Below are 13,838 nucleotides of genomic sequence, written 5' to 3'. Positions count from 1 at the left end.
CATGGCTGAAGCGTTGCGTGTTGGAATTGCCGGGCTCGGCACCGTCGGTGCGTCGGTGGCCCGCGTGCTACGCGACAAGGCGGCCGAACTGACGCGGCAGTGCGGGCGCGACATCGTCGTGTCGGCGGTTTCGGCCCGCGATCCCAAACGCGACCGCGGCGTTGATCTTGGCACAGCACAGTGGTTCGACGACGCCGTCAAGATGGCGCAGACCGCCGAGATCGACGTGTTCGTCGAGCTGATCGGCGGCGACGAAGGCCCATCACGCTCGTCTGTCAAAGCGGCGCTCGAGGCCGGCCGACATGTCGTCACCGCAAACAAGGCGTTGCTTGCCAAGCACGGGGTGGCATTGGCCGAGATCGCCGAGAGGAAAGGCGTGCTGCTCAATTACGAGGCGGCGGTGGCCGGCGGCATTCCGGTCATCAAGACGATGCGCGAGGCGATGGCCGGCAATTCGGTGACCCGCGTCTTCGGCATCCTCAACGGCACCTGCAACTACATTCTGACGCGCATGGAAGCCGAGGGCCTGTCTTTCGATGCCTGCCTGAAGGATGCGCAACGGCTGGGCTATGCCGAAGCCGACCCGACCTTCGACATCGAGGGCCACGACACCGCGCACAAGCTGTCGATCCTGACCAGCCTTGCCTTCGGCACGAAGATCGCCGCCAACGATATCTACATGGAAGGCATCTCCAACATCAGCCAGGCCGACATCCGCGCGGCCGGCGATCTCGGCTACCGGATCAAGCTGCTTGGCGTCGCCCAACGCACCGAAAGCGGCATCGAGCAGCGCGTGCACCCGACCATGGTGCCGACGGCCTCGGTCATCGCGCAGGTGCACGGCGTCACCAATGCAGTGGCGATCGAAACCGACATCCTCGGCGAATTGCTGCTTTCCGGCCCTGGCGCCGGCGGCAACGCCACCGCGTCGGCGGTGATCGGCGACATTGCCGACATCGCCAAGAGCCGGCCTGGCTTCCAGCATGGTCCGGTCTTCGGCCGGCCGGCGAAGGAATTGAAGCCTTACAAGAAAGCGCAGATGCGCAGCCATGCCGGCGGCTATTTCATCCGGCTGACCGTGCACGACCGCCTCGGCGTCTTCGCGGCAATAGCCAAGCGCATGGCCGACAACGACATTTCGCTGGAATCGATCGTCCAGCATGCCGCCGGGCCGGAAACCGAGGCACAGAAGACGGTCATCCTGGTGACCCACGAGACGACCGAGGCGGCGGTGCGCAAGGCCGTCGACGGCATCACCAGGGACAGCCTTCTGACCGACAAGCCGCAAGTCATCCGCATCGAGCGGGCCGGATAGCAGTCTCACATTTTGCGTTTAATCGATTGATATTGCTGCGCTTTCAAAAAGGTCCAGCGCAGGTCTTGCTGTTGTCACGGGGCTTTGACACAAGAAGCGCGTCTCTGGCGGGAGGCTAATGCATGTCGCCCAAAAGTGTGCAGCGGTTTTGGGACAACGACATGCATAATAAAAACAAAGTGCCAACGAGGATTGTCCATCGATGAATGTGGCCCAGAACATTGTCGCCGGCCTCGACCGGATACTGACCATGGAATTGGTGCGCGTCACCGAACGCGCCGCGGTCGCGGCCGCCAGATTGCGCGGGCGCGGCGACGAGAAGGCGGCCGACCAGGTCGCGGTCGACGCCATGCGGCAGGAGCTTAACCGTCTCGCCATCAACGGCACGGTGGTGATCGGCGAAGGCGAGCGCGACGAGGCGCCGATGCTCTATATCGGCGAGGAGGTCGGTACCGGCAAAGGCCCGGCTGTCGACATCGCGCTCGATCCGCTCGAAGGCACGACGATCTGCGCCAAGAACCTGCCCAATGCATTGGCTGTTATCGCCATTGCCGAAAAAGGCAGCCTTCTGTTCGCGCCCGACGTCTATATGGACAAGATCGCGATCGGCCCAGGCTATGCCGACGGCATCATCGACATCGATGCCTCGCCGGCCGAAAACATCGCCAGCCTGGCCAGGGCCAAGGGCGTGCCGGTGGCGGAGATCACCGCCTGCATCCTCGACCGGCCGCGCCATGGCGCCTTGATCGAAGCCGTGCGGGCGACAGGCGCCGCGATCCGGCTGATCGGCGACGGTGATGTCGCCGGGGTCATCCATACCACCGACCCGGACGAGACCGGCATCGACATTTATCTCGGCACCGGCGGCGCGCCGGAGGGCGTGCTCGCGGCTGCCGCGTTGCGCTGCACCGGCGGCCAGATGCAGGGCAGGCTGATCCTCGATACGCCGGAAAAGCTGGCGCGCGCGGCCAAGATGGGGGTCTCCGACCCGAAACGGATCTACTACACGCAAGACATGGCACGCGGCGACGTGCTGTTTGCCGCGACCGGCGTCACCGACGGCAATATGCTGGCCGGCGTCAAGTTCGGCCGCAATTTCATCACCACGCACACGATCGTCCTGCGATCGTCATCGCGGACCGTGCGCGAAATCAAGGCCAGGCACCAGGATCTGGAAAAGTTTTGATTTCGACTCAGTTAGCCGTTGCATACTGTGCGCAATGACAAATTGCAGACGGCGCGTCACGTGACGGGGGAAAGACGCTTTTTCCTCGAAGTCAGGCAGTCGGCCACCGGCGTTTCCTGGGAACACCGGCTGACCGAGCGTCAGGACATGGCCGCGCTCGCCATCGCGCAAGGGTATGGCGTGCCTGACATCGTGGCACGCGTGCTGGCCGGGCGTGGCGTCACCGCCGAGCAGACCGAGCGGTTTCTGGATCCGACCATCCGCAACCTGCTGCCCGACCCGGCATCGCTGACCGACATGGACAAGGCCGCCTCTCGCATCGCCCAGGCGGTGATGGCCAGGGAAAAGGTGGCGATCTTTGGCGACTACGATGTCGACGGCGCCGCCTCATCGGCGCTGCTCAAGCGCTTTCTCGCACATTTCTCGGTGCCGTCGGAGATCTACATACCGGACCGCATCTTCGAGGGTTACGGCCCCAATCCGGAAGCGATGCGCGAACTCGTTTCGCGCGGCGCGACGCTGATCGTCACCGTCGATTGCGGCACCAATAGTGCTGCTTCCATCGACGCGGCGAAGGCCGTCGGCGCCGACGTCGTGGTGCTCGATCACCATCAGGTCGGCGCGCCGTTGCCGGCGGCGGCTGCGGTCGTCAACCCCAATCGCGAGGACGACCTTTCCGGACAAGGCCATCTTTGTGCGGCCGGTGTCGTCTTCCTTTGCCTGGTGCAGACCGCGAAGATCCTGCGCAGCCGCCTGCCGGATGCCGCACCGCCGGACCTGCTTGGCCTGCTCGACCTGGTGGCGCTTGGCACCGTCTGCGACGTGGTGCCGCTCACCGGCATCAACCGCGCCTTCGTGGTCAAGGGGCTGCAGGTGGCGCGGCAGCAGAGAAACGAAGGGCTGGCGGCACTGGCGCGGGTCTCGCGTATAGGCGAGCCGATCAGCACGTTCCATCTGGCCTTTCTGATCGGTCCGCGCATCAACGCCGGCGGGCGCATCGGCGACGCAGCGCTTGGCAGCCGCCTGCTTGCAACCGACGACCCGGTCGAAGCCCGCACCATCGCCGAGACGCTGGATCGGCTCAACCAGGAGCGGCAGTCGATGGAGCAGGAGATGCTGGCCGCGGCGCGCTCAGAGGCCGACGCCGAGCTTGCCGGCGGCAATGGTCCGGCCATCGTGGTCACAGCCAGCAGCGACTGGCACCCGGGCATTGTCGGCCTGCTTGCCTCGCGGCTCAAGGACCATGCGCGCCGGCCCGCGTTTGCCATCGCCTTCAACGCCAATGGTGTCGGTACCGGTTCAGGCCGTTCAGTGTCTGGCTTCGACCTCGGCCGGCTGGTGCGCGAGGCTGCCGATGCCGGACTTATCGTCAAGGGCGGCGGCCACGGAATGGCGGCCGGCATCACTGTCGAGCGGGCGAAGCTCGGCGAACTCAGGGCTTTCTTCGAAGAGCGCGCGGCGGTGGACGTGTTCCGCCTGCAAGGCGAGGAGAGCCTGGCGATCGACGGCGCGCTTGCCGCCGAGGGCGCCACGCTTGCGCTGCTCGACGCGCTTGAGAGGGCAGGGCCGTTCGGCGCCGGGCATGTTGCGCCGGTGTTCGCGCTGCCGCGCCACCGGCTTGTCGATGCGCGGGCGGTCGGCAGCAACCACATCCGCGCCGACCTGCAGTCGGAAAGCGGCGGCCGCATCCAGGCGATCGCCTTTCGCGCCGTCGACACGGCTCTTGGCGAATTCCTGTTCAAGAACAGGGGTAAGCCGGTGCATGTCGCCGGTTCGCTGTCGGGCAACCACTGGAACGGCAACCGCACGGTGCAGTTTCGTATCGTCGACGCGGCGCTTGCCTGAGAGCTCGCTGCCGCCCTGCCTAAGCGAGGACGGTCTGCAGCCGGGTCAGGTCGCCGATCTGCGCCATCGTTGCCTGGTAGCCGATACGAATCGCTTCGTCGGCGCGGTGGAATTCGGTCAGGCCAATATGGCTGAGCTTCGGCTGCAGCGATATGTCCGGCGGATCGCCGGCCAGTCTGGCGCGCGAGATGCGGTCCTGGATGATGTTGAAGGCTTCGACCATCACGCCGGTGATGCCTAGCCGTGTCTCGCGCGACTGACGTTCGGGATCGGCGTGGCCGGCCCTCGGCGCGTCTTTCTCGACGACCAACTCGCCGGCATTGTGCTTGATCACAGCGGCGCGGCCGAACAGATCGTAGTGAAGGTTCACCGCAACCACGAGCGGCTGCTCGTAGGCGCGGCAGACCGAGACCGGCACCGGATTGACCAGTGCGCCATCAACCAGCACGCGCCCATTGCAGGCGACCGGCTCGAACACGCCGGGCAGCGCGTAGGAGGCGCGCATGGCGGTACTCAACGAGCCGCTCGACAGCCAGATTTCATGGCCGGTACGGATTTCGGAAGCGACGCAGACGAACGGTTTTGGCAGGTCCTCGAAGCGGATGCCGGCTATGTGCTCGCGCAGCCGCGCATCGAGCTTCATGCCACCGAACAGGCCGCTGCCGCGTAGATTGAGGTCGAGAAGGCCAAAAATGCGCCGCCTGGTCAGGCTGCGCGCGAATTCTTCCAGCTCGTCAAGCTTGCCGGCAACATAGCAGCCGCCGACCAGCGCGCCGATCGAGGTGCCGGCGATCATCGACACTTCGATGCCGGCTTCGTCAAGCGCGCGCAGCACGCCGATATGCGCCCAGCCGCGCGCACAGCCGCCGCCCAATGCCAGCGAAATCCCTGTTTTGCCCGGAGATTTGGTTTCGGATGCGCCCGCGGCCGAGGAGAGGCCATTGGCCTCCCGAACGTCAGGTCTGTTGCGCAATGACGCCCAGTCGAGCATCACAATCTCCCTTGTCCCACGGTCATCCTATAGGCGGGCCGTATCGAAATCATGAATATACGTGGCTGAAGTGCTGCGAATGGTTCATATTGATGGTGTATTGGGCTTTCGATACGTTTTTTCCGCATCGAACAGCGGGTTGCTGCCGTCGCTGGCAAGCGTCCCTTTGCCATCGCTCAGCCCCACCGTCCGATAAAAGCATGAACGTCGGCCGGTGTGACAAGTTGCTTGGTGACCCAGCACTTTGACGCGCAACCATATCGCGTCCTGGTCACAATCCGTGAGCATCTCGACAACCTGCTGGACATTGCCCGAGGTTTCGCCCTTCTTCCACAGCGCGTTGCGCGAACGCGACCAGTAGTGCGCGATGCCGGTCTCGAGCGTCAGCGCCAGCGCCTCGGCATTCATGTGCGCGACCATCAGCAGCATGCCGTCTTCGGCATCGCTGACGACGGCGGTAACGAGGCCGCCAGCATCGAAGCGCGGCGAAAGGACCGTGCCTTCCTCAAGCGCCTTCTTGTCTGAGGGAGCTTTCGGGAACTCCAATGCCGACATTCGCCGGTCCTTATTTAACTAAGGTGGGGCGGGTCTGATCAGTTCCGCCGCCGCGCACCATGGTGACGAAGCGGACCTGCTCTTCGGGTGTATCCTTGAAGACGCCGGTGAACGTCGAGGTCAGCGTGGTGGAGCCCTGCTTGCGAATACCGCGCATGGCCATGCACATATGCTCGGCCTCGAGCATGACGGCGACGCCGCGCGGATTGAGCACGTCCTGGATGACCCCGGCAATCTGCGCCGTCATCGCTTCCTGGGTCTGCAGGCGGTGGGCGAAGATGTCGACGACGCGGGCGATCTTGGACAGGCCGACGACCTTGCCGTCCGGCAGATAGCCGACATGCGCCTTGCCGATGATCGGCACCATGTGGTGCTCGCAATGCGAGTGGAACGTGATGTCCTTGACGATCACGAGGTCGTCATAGCCGGCGACTTCCTCGAAGGTGCGGCCAAGTTCCTCGGCTGGGCACATATCATAACCGTTGAACATTTCGCGGAACGCCTTGGTGACGCGCTTCGGTGTGTCGATCAGACCCTCGCGGTCAGGGTTGTCGCCGGTCCAGCGCAGCAAGGTGCGCACCGCGGCTTCGACTTCGGCCTCGCTTGGCCGGTCGGTGACCGGCTTTTCCATATAGGCCGACTGCGGCATGAGTTTCTTGATAACGGCGTCCATAAAGGCGTCTCCCGTAGTTCCTCTCTCAGGAGGAACGAGTTGAACGGACCACGACCTTTCGGGTGTCAGAAACTCGCCCGGTTTCCAGCCCGTAAGTGGCGTGAACAGAATTGGGCATAACGAGGTTTGTGGTCGCCTTGTCGATACCCGACTACCGCCATTATATATGTTCGTGCCGAGCGAAAGGAAGACACCAGAGCGGCAATCGCTGTTCGCTGGGCGGCGACGGATTGGAAAAATATGATCGACGATGTCTACAATGCGAAAATTCTGGGTTTTGCCGGAAACATCGCACGGATCGGCCGGCTCGACCGGCCCGACGCAACCGCACGAGCACATTCCAAGCTGTGCGGCTCGACGGTGACCGTCGATCTGAAGATGGATGATGGCGTCGTCAGCGATTTCGCGCATGACGTGAAGGCCTGTGCGCTTGGCCAGGCGTCGTCGTCGATCATGGCGCAGCACGTCGTCGGCGCCAGCGCCGAAGAATTGCGCAGCGTGCGCGAGACGATGCTGAAGATGCTGAAGGAAAATGGCCCGCCGCCCGAAGGCCGCTTCGCCGACCTGAAATACCTGGAGCCGGTGCGCGACTATAAGGCGCGCCACGCCTCGACCATGCTGACCTTCGACGCAGTGGTCGACGCGATCGGCCAGATCGAAAAGAAGCGGGCGGAAGAGGCGGCTTAAACCTTGGCGAGAAAACGCCGGCTTTCGGCGAATTCCGCCCGGACCCACTCGGCAAAAGCCCTGGCTGGCTCGGAAAGGTCAGTCAGCCTTCTGGCCACTAGCCAATAGGCGCCCGACGCGACGTCGATGTCGAAAGGCTTGATCAGCGCGCCGGACGCAAGTTCTTCGCCAATCTGCAAAAGATCGCCCAGCGCGACACCATGTCCAAGCAAGGCTGCCTGCTTCGAAAGCGAAGCATCGGCCAGCATCGGGCCGCGCGCAGGCACGGCATCAGCCGTCACGCCCGCCGCTTCGAACCAGCGCGCCCAAGCCTGACGGTTTTCTTCGTGCAGCAATGTATAGCGACCAAGGTCGGCTTTTCCAGAGCTGGGCCGGATGCAAGAAGTGCCGGCGACAGAACTGGGGAATCGACGACCGCGGCAAGCTGTTCGGCTTCGCTGCGTGGCCATGAGTTGGCGTGCGCACTGAAACGTAGGGCAAGTTCGGGCTGATCGCTGCGAAACTCTATCAACCTCGGGTCGACCTCAAGGGAAACGTCGATGTCGGGTCGCAACTCGCGAAACCGGTTGAGCCGCGGCACCAGCCATACGGATGCAAGCGATGGCTCGACGCTGACACGTACCACGGACTGCGTCGGGGCTGCCGTCAATTCCGAAAGCAGCCTGTCGATGCCCTCGAAACTTCTGACCAACTGATCGAGCAGCCGCCGGCCGGTGTCGGTCAACTCGACGCGGCGATGATGGCGGAAGAACAAAGGTTGGCGCAGGAAGGTTTCGAGCTCGCGGATCTGTCGGCTGATCGCCGCCTGCGAAACATAAAGCTCCTCGGCCGCACGGCTGAAGCTCAGGTGACGACCGGCTGCTTCGAAGCTTCTGAGAGCCGTCAGGGGGAGGTGTCCGCGCTTCATTCGCATAACTCAGTTATCTGACGTGGACGTTATACTCGTTTGAAGAGCAAGGCCAGCGGCGCTCTAATCGGTGCTCAAGGAGTGCCGCCATGATCCAGTTTCTCAACATTCTGGGCGATGTCGTGCGGATCGCGACGTTTCAGTGGTGCGACGAGAAACCGCATAGGGATTGGTGCGAGGAGAGGCCGCCGACCAGCGTCGCCGTATGTCGGAAGCCGACGCCCGACCGCTACCCGGTTCGCCGTACCAGGCCATGACGGGATTGCCGGAACGGCATTGCGTTCCTGGCCCGATGCGCACATCTATCGCGTAGGGAAACGCGATGCGGAGACTGCGGTGGTCGGCCAACATCGGCAAGCGCACGGCGCCAGACCGATTCGACAAGGACGCAATTGGCCCGGCCCGTGGCGCAAGACGCCGGGCCGCGTCTTCGGCACGTCGCTTGTCCGACTCTACCAGCTGACGCTGTCCGGCTTCGTCGGCAATTCCTGCCGGCATCTGCCGACCTGTTCCGAATACGCGCACGAAGCGATCGCCCGCCACGGGCTGTGGGCCGGCGGCTGGATGGGGTTTTTCCGGGTGCTGCGCTGCGGACCGTTCGGCACGCACGGCATCGACCGGGTGCCTGAGGCACTGGCTGATCGCTACCTCTGGTTCATGCCATGGCGGTATTGGCGGATCGGGAAAAAACGTGGCGACCTGGACAGTTGACCGCAACTGTGCGGTGCACAAAGGGATCGCTTTTTACGATCTGGTAGGGTTAACCGCAGCTTGCGCTGACATAGCGCATTTGAGACAAAATCGAGACAAGACACCTCGCTAAGCCGCTCCTGACACCCTTCAGGAGAGATTACCAAATGCGCCGGATAGATCGTCGTCCCTTCATTTTCGCCGTGGTTCTCTACGCCCTGGCGTGGCTGATGGGTTTTCCGATCCGTGCGCAATCGGCGCCGCTCGGGGACGTCGAATGCACGCTGATCGTCGACGCCGCAAGCGGCGAGACGCTGTATCGCCAAGGGACCTGTGATCAGCGCTTCAGCCCCGCCTCGACATTCAAGGTTCCGCTGGCGCTGATCGGCTATGATGCTGGAATCCTGAGCGACGAGCATACGCCAAGCTGGGAGTACAAGGCAGAGTTCAATGCCCCGAAACGGGACCGCAAGACCGTCGACCCGACGATCTGGGAAAGGGATTCGGTCCTTTGGTTCTCACGCGAGATTACGCGCCGGCTCGGCAGCAAACAGTTTGCCGGCTATGTGTCCAGATTGGACTATGGCAACACCGAAGTCTCCGGCACTGCCGGCAAGAATGACGGCCTCACCCATTCCTGGGTGAATTCTTCGCTCAAGATATCGCCGGTCGAGCAGGTCGATTTCCTGCGCAAGCTGCTGGCGCGAAAACTGCCGGTTTCGGACAAGGCCCATGCGATGACCAGCGCGATTGTCCCGACCTTCCGGGCAGGCGGCTGGACGGTGCAGGGCAAGACCGGAACGACCAGGCTCGGCGACAGCGCCGACAAGCGCTCGCTTGGCTGGTTTGTCGGCTGGGCGCAGACCGATGCTCGCAAGTCGTCTTTGCCCGCCTGGTAGTCGATACGAAACGTTCCGACACGCCAAAGGGACTCAAGACGCGGGCGATGTTCCTGAAAGATCTGCCGAATCTCCTCAGGTGACCTACATCCGGCTTTACGGCGCCGAAAACTGCCCATAAAAGACCGCTCGCCGCCGGACGCATCCGGCTCTTACTGATGCATGTCGTAGCGCCAAAACCGCTAAGCAGTCTTGGGCGACATGCATTTTACCACCCGCGCTCGTTTGCGGGACTGGATAGGAGAATCTTATGCTGAATTCCGTTTCCCTGACATTTCCCGATGGTTCCGTTCGCGATTACGACGCGGCGATGACCGGCGCCGGCCTGGCGGAATCGATCTCGAAGTCGCTGGCCAAGAAGGCCGTTGCCTATTCGATCGACGGCACGCTGCGCGATCTTTCCGACCCGATCGGCAGATCGGGCAAAGTCGAGATCATCACCCGCGAGGACCCGCGTGCGCTGGAACTCATCAGACACGATGCAGCCCATGTGCTGGCCGAAGCCGTGCAGGAACTTTGGCCGGGAACGCAGGTGACCATCGGGCCGGTGATCGAAAACGGATTCTACTACGATTTTGCCCGCAACGAGCCGTTCACGCCCGACGATTTCCCGGTGATCGAGAAGAAGATGCGCGAGATCATTGCGCGCAACAAGCCGTTCACCAAAGAGGTCTGGTCGCGCGAAAAGGCGAAAAGGATCTTTGCCGACAAGGGCGAGCGCTACAAGCTCGAGCTGATCGACGCCATCCCCGAGGATCAAGACCTCAAGATCTATGCACAGGGCGACTGGTTCGACCTTTGCCGCGGCCCGCATATGGCCTCGACCGGCCAGATCGGCAGCGCCTTCAAGCTGATGAAGGTCGCCGGCGCCTATTGGCGCGGCGATTCGAACAACCCGATGCTGACGCGCATCTACGGCACGGCCTGGGCCGACCAGGCGCAGCTCGAAGCCTACCAGACGATGCTGGAGGAGGCCGAGAAGCGCGACCACAGGAAGCTCGGCCGTGAGATGGACCTGTTCCACTTCCAGGAGGAGGGCCCCGGGGTCGTGTTCTGGCACGCCAAGGGCTGGAGGATGTTCCAGAACCTGGTCAATTACATGCGTCGCCGCCTCGACGAGCAGGGCTATCAGGAGGTCAACGCGCCGCAGGTGCTCGACAAGAGCCTGTGGGAGACGTCGGGCCACTGGGGCTGGTACCGGGACAACATGTTCAAGGTGACGGTTGCTGGCGACGACACCGACGACGACCGGGTGTTTGCGCTGAAGCCGATGAACTGCCCCGGTCACGTCCAAATCTTCAAGCACGGGCTGAAATCCTACCGCGATCTGCCGGTAAAACTTGCGGAATTCGGCAATGTGCATCGCTATGAGCCGTCCGGCGCGCTGCACGGGCTGATGCGCGTGCGCGGCTTTACCCAGGACGATGCGCACATCTTCTGCACCGAGGAACAGCTCGCCGACGAGTGCATCAAGATCAACGATCTGATCCTCTCGACCTATGCCGATTTCGGCTTCGACGAAATCACCGTCAAGCTGGCGACCCGCCCCGAAAAACGGGTCGGCACCGACGCGATGTGGGATCATGCTGAGGGCGTGCTGCAGGACGTGCTCGACAAGATCGCAGCGCGGTCGGGCAACCGGATCAAGACGGGCGTCAATCCGGGTGAGGGCACGTTCTACGGGCCGAAGTTCGAATATGTGCTGAAGGACGCCATCGGCCGCGACTGGCAATGCGGCACCACGCAGGTTGATTTCAACCTGCCGGAACGGTTCGGCGCCTTCTACATCGGCTCGGATTCGGAAAAGAAGCAGCCGGTGATGGTGCATCGCGCCATCTGCGGCTCGATGGAACGGTTTCTCGGCATCCTGATCGAGAATTATTCCGGTCATTTCCCGCTCTGGTTCGCGCCGCTGCAGGTGGTGGTGGCGACGATCACTTCCGATGCCGACGATTACGCGCGAAAGGTCGTCGCGCAGCTGAAGGCGGCGGGGCTGATCGCCGAAGCCGATCTGCGCAACGAGAAGATCAACTACAAGGTCCGCGAGCATTCGCTGGGCAAGGTGCCGGTCATCCTCGTCTGCGGCAAGCGCGAGGCCGAGGAAGAAACGGTCAATATCCGTCGTCTCGGGTCGCGCGACCAGGAATCACTCGGCCTCGCAGCCGCCGTGAAGCTGCTTGCCGACGAGGCGGTGACACCCGACCGCAAGCGCCGCGCGGCCTGAACCAGCCGACCAGCAACGAATGGCGGTGGAGCGATCCACCGCCATTTTTATATTTTATATGCCTGTCACGCCGCGCGCCTATCTGGCAAATCGATCGACGTGCGCGTCGGCGACGCGCTGGCGCGACGCATGCGCAAGGCAGCTTAGAGGGGCGCGCCTCAGTCGGCGCCTTCCTCGGAATCGATGGCCGAAGCCTCGGTGGCCAGAACCTCGATGTCCTGGTTGTGCCCAGCCACCACCGTAAAATCCTTCTGGTAGATGCGGTCGCGGTTCTTGGCGATGATGGTGTAGTCGCCCTCGGCCAGCACCATCGAGGCAAAGGCGCCGACAGTTTCCTTGATCGGATCGCCGGATTCGTTGAGCAGGGACCAGGAGGTGTCGGCGATCGCCTCGCCGCCTGGTTCGCGCACCAGCTTCATGGTCATTTCGGCGGCACGGTGCTCGACGGTCGCTTCGGTCAGCTTGCCGGCCTCGACGCGGATGTCGGAGCGGATGACCGCGTTCACCGCGCCATAGGTCGACACGACGTGGTAGGTGCCGGCATTGAGCCGCACGACGCTGTTCGGCTCGACATCGGGTATGATCAGGGCGCGATCGCCATCGGCCGCGGCGTGGCTCTCATAGATCGAGAAGCGCAGCTTCTTCGGCGGTATGCGTACCCCGCCGGACAGCACGGCATCGAGCTTGAGGCCGCCGGCGTCGAGCACGAGGCTCTCGCGCTTGGCTTCCTTGCCGACGGTGATGCGCTTGGTGGCGCCGGCCCGCCCGTAGGAGGCGTGGACCAGATACGAACCCGGCTCGAGCTGGAATATGGCGGTGCCGCCATGAGAGGAGGCGACCATCGGCAGCTTGCCGTCGCTGGCCGATTCGGGTTTGAAGACGCGCCAGACGATGCCGCGCGTGATGTCGGCGCCCTTGTCGGTCAATTGCGCCGACAGCGTGATCGCCCCGCTGCTGCCCAATGCCAGCGATGTCTCGCTTTTCGGAGGCGCATAGCCCGAAATTCCGGGAAGCTTCAGCTCGCCGAGGCCGTCCACATCCTGGGCGACGGCAAGCGAAACCGGCACCATCAACAGTGCGGCAGCGAGCCATATCAGGAAAAGACGCAATGTCCCCTCAAACATGCCTTGCGTTGAAGCCCAAGGCGGTGGCAATTTCAAGGCTTAAGAGTCCGGTCGGCTTCTGCTACAGGGCTCTTTGTCCGGCGCGCCGCGCCAATGCCCAAGCCGCCCGATGTCCCGATGGTGCGCTTCAGCTCAAATTCCAGGAGACTTGCGCCCATGGCGTCGCCGATCATCGATCTTCTGCTGACCCGAAATTCCGCGCCGATCCCGGATTTGAAAGAACCGGCACCGGGCGATGCGGAGATCGCGACGATGATCGCCGCGGCCTCGCGGGTGCCGGACCATGGCCGGCTGGAGCCTTGGCGTTTCATCCTTTATCGCGGCGAGGCCCGTATCGAGATCGGCAAGAAGCTGGCAGCACTTGCCGATCAGCGCGAAGGGCCGCTGCCGGAAGGCCGCCGCAACCAGGAACTGGCGCGCTTTTCGCGCGCGCCGCTGGTCATCGGCGTGATTTCTATCCCCAGGGAAAACCCAAAGATCCCGCAATGGGAGATGTTCCTGTCCGGCGGCATGGCGGCGATGAACCTGATGCTTGCCGCCAATGCGCTGGGCTACGGCACCAACATGATCAGCAACTGGTATTCCGACGTGCCCGAGGGCAGGGCGATCCTCGGCCTGGCGCCGCATGAGCGGGTCGTCGGCTTCGTCCATATCGGCTCCTACCAGGGGCCAGCGCCGGAACGACCGCGGCCCGATCCGGCAAAGCTCTATGCCGACTATTCAGGGCCGTGGGTGGGATAAT

12 protein-coding genes and 2 pseudogenes are annotated in these 13,838 nt (G+C 63.2%); 9 read left to right on the top strand and 5 right to left on the bottom strand.

From position 1 onward, the window contains the following. Nucleotide 1 precedes the first annotated feature (1 nt). The 3 genes from NKI59_RS11590 (at nt 2) to recJ (ending at nt 4,346) form a co-directional block, all read left to right on the top strand. Nucleotides 2-1,315, top strand: coding sequence for a homoserine dehydrogenase (locus NKI59_RS11590; protein WP_352454459.1), 1,314 nt, complete (start codon nt 2-4; stop codon nt 1,313-1,315). Between the two features lie 202 nt (nt 1,316-1,517). Beyond that, complete coding sequence (gene glpX / locus NKI59_RS11585) at nt 1,518-2,501, top strand: class II fructose-bisphosphatase (RefSeq protein ID WP_352704310.1); 984 nt, start codon at nt 1,518-1,520, stop codon at nt 2,499-2,501. Between the two features lie 60 nt (nt 2,502-2,561). Then, a complete protein-coding gene (recJ, locus tag NKI59_RS11580) occupies nt 2,562-4,346 on the top strand; it encodes a single-stranded-DNA-specific exonuclease RecJ (protein ID WP_352704308.1) in 1,785 nt (594 codons plus the stop codon). Nucleotides 4,347-4,365: 19 nt separating this feature from the next. On the opposite strand, the gene NKI59_RS11575 is transcribed toward recJ, so the two are convergent. The 3 genes from NKI59_RS11575 to folE form a co-directional block, all read right to left on the bottom strand. Then, nucleotides 4,366-5,337, bottom strand: coding sequence for a patatin family protein (locus tag NKI59_RS11575; protein ID WP_352704306.1), 972 nt, complete (start codon nt 5,335-5,337; stop codon nt 4,366-4,368). A gap of 84 nt (nt 5,338-5,421) precedes the next feature. Further along, on the bottom strand, nt 5,422-5,892 hold the full coding sequence (gene hisI / locus NKI59_RS11570) for a phosphoribosyl-AMP cyclohydrolase (protein ID WP_352704304.1): 471 nt from the start codon (nt 5,890-5,892) through the stop codon (nt 5,422-5,424). Between the two features lie 10 nt (nt 5,893-5,902). Then, nucleotides 5,903-6,565, bottom strand: coding sequence for a GTP cyclohydrolase I FolE (gene folE / locus NKI59_RS11565; RefSeq protein WP_023678880.1), 663 nt, complete (start codon nt 6,563-6,565; stop codon nt 5,903-5,905). 240 nt (nt 6,566-6,805) lie between these two features. On the opposite strand from folE, the gene NKI59_RS11560 reads away from it, so the two are divergent. Beyond that, nucleotides 6,806-7,252, top strand: coding sequence for an iron-sulfur cluster assembly scaffold protein (locus NKI59_RS11560; RefSeq protein WP_023678879.1), 447 nt, complete (start codon nt 6,806-6,808; stop codon nt 7,250-7,252). Here NKI59_RS11560 and NKI59_RS11555 read toward each other — a convergent pair. Continuing rightward, nucleotides 7,249-8,159 (bottom strand): annotated as a pseudogene (locus NKI59_RS11555) (LysR substrate-binding domain-containing protein). The gene NKI59_RS11560 and the pseudogene NKI59_RS11555 sit on opposite strands and share 4 nt — an antisense overlap. Nucleotides 8,160-8,248: 89 nt before the next feature. Between NKI59_RS11555 and NKI59_RS11550 the strand changes: the two are divergent. The 4 genes and pseudogenes from NKI59_RS11550 (at nt 8,249) to thrS (ending at nt 11,972) form a co-directional block, all read left to right on the top strand. Then, the gene (locus tag NKI59_RS11550; RefSeq protein ID WP_352704302.1) at nt 8,249-8,416 is read left to right on the top strand and encodes a hypothetical protein; all 168 of its coding nucleotides are present in this window, start codon (nt 8,249-8,251) and stop codon (nt 8,414-8,416) included. 79 nt (nt 8,417-8,495) lie between these two features. Beyond that, nucleotides 8,496-8,870 carry a membrane protein insertion efficiency factor YidD gene (yidD, locus tag NKI59_RS11545; RefSeq protein ID WP_031212323.1) on the top strand — a complete coding sequence of 125 codons (375 nt, stop codon included), beginning with the start codon at nt 8,496-8,498 and terminating at the stop codon, nt 8,868-8,870. 146 nt (nt 8,871-9,016) lie between these two features. Continuing rightward, nucleotides 9,017-9,831 (top strand): annotated as a pseudogene (blaOXA, locus tag NKI59_RS11540) (class D beta-lactamase). A gap of 167 nt (nt 9,832-9,998) precedes the next feature. Then, nucleotides 9,999-11,972, top strand: coding sequence for a threonine--tRNA ligase (thrS, locus tag NKI59_RS11535; RefSeq protein ID WP_352704300.1), 1,974 nt, complete (start codon nt 9,999-10,001; stop codon nt 11,970-11,972). Between the two features lie 158 nt (nt 11,973-12,130). Here thrS and NKI59_RS11530 read toward each other — a convergent pair whose 3' ends face one another. Beyond that, on the bottom strand, nt 12,131-13,096 hold the full coding sequence (locus tag NKI59_RS11530; protein WP_352704586.1) for an RgsD C-terminal domain-containing protein: 966 nt from the start codon (nt 13,094-13,096) through the stop codon (nt 12,131-12,133). A gap of 156 nt (nt 13,097-13,252) precedes the next feature. Between NKI59_RS11530 and NKI59_RS11525 the strand changes: the two genes are divergently transcribed. After that, a complete protein-coding gene (locus NKI59_RS11525; protein WP_352473905.1) occupies nt 13,253-13,837 on the top strand; it encodes a nitroreductase family protein in 585 nt (194 codons plus the stop codon). Nucleotide 13,838: the final 1 nt, after the last annotated feature.

The organism is Mesorhizobium sp. M0598, assembly GCF_040320865.1.
GTDB lineage: Bacteria > Pseudomonadota > Alphaproteobacteria > Rhizobiales > Rhizobiaceae > Mesorhizobium.
Note: the sequence above shows the minus strand (reverse complement) of the source record. Positions and strands in the feature narration are given on the sequence as shown.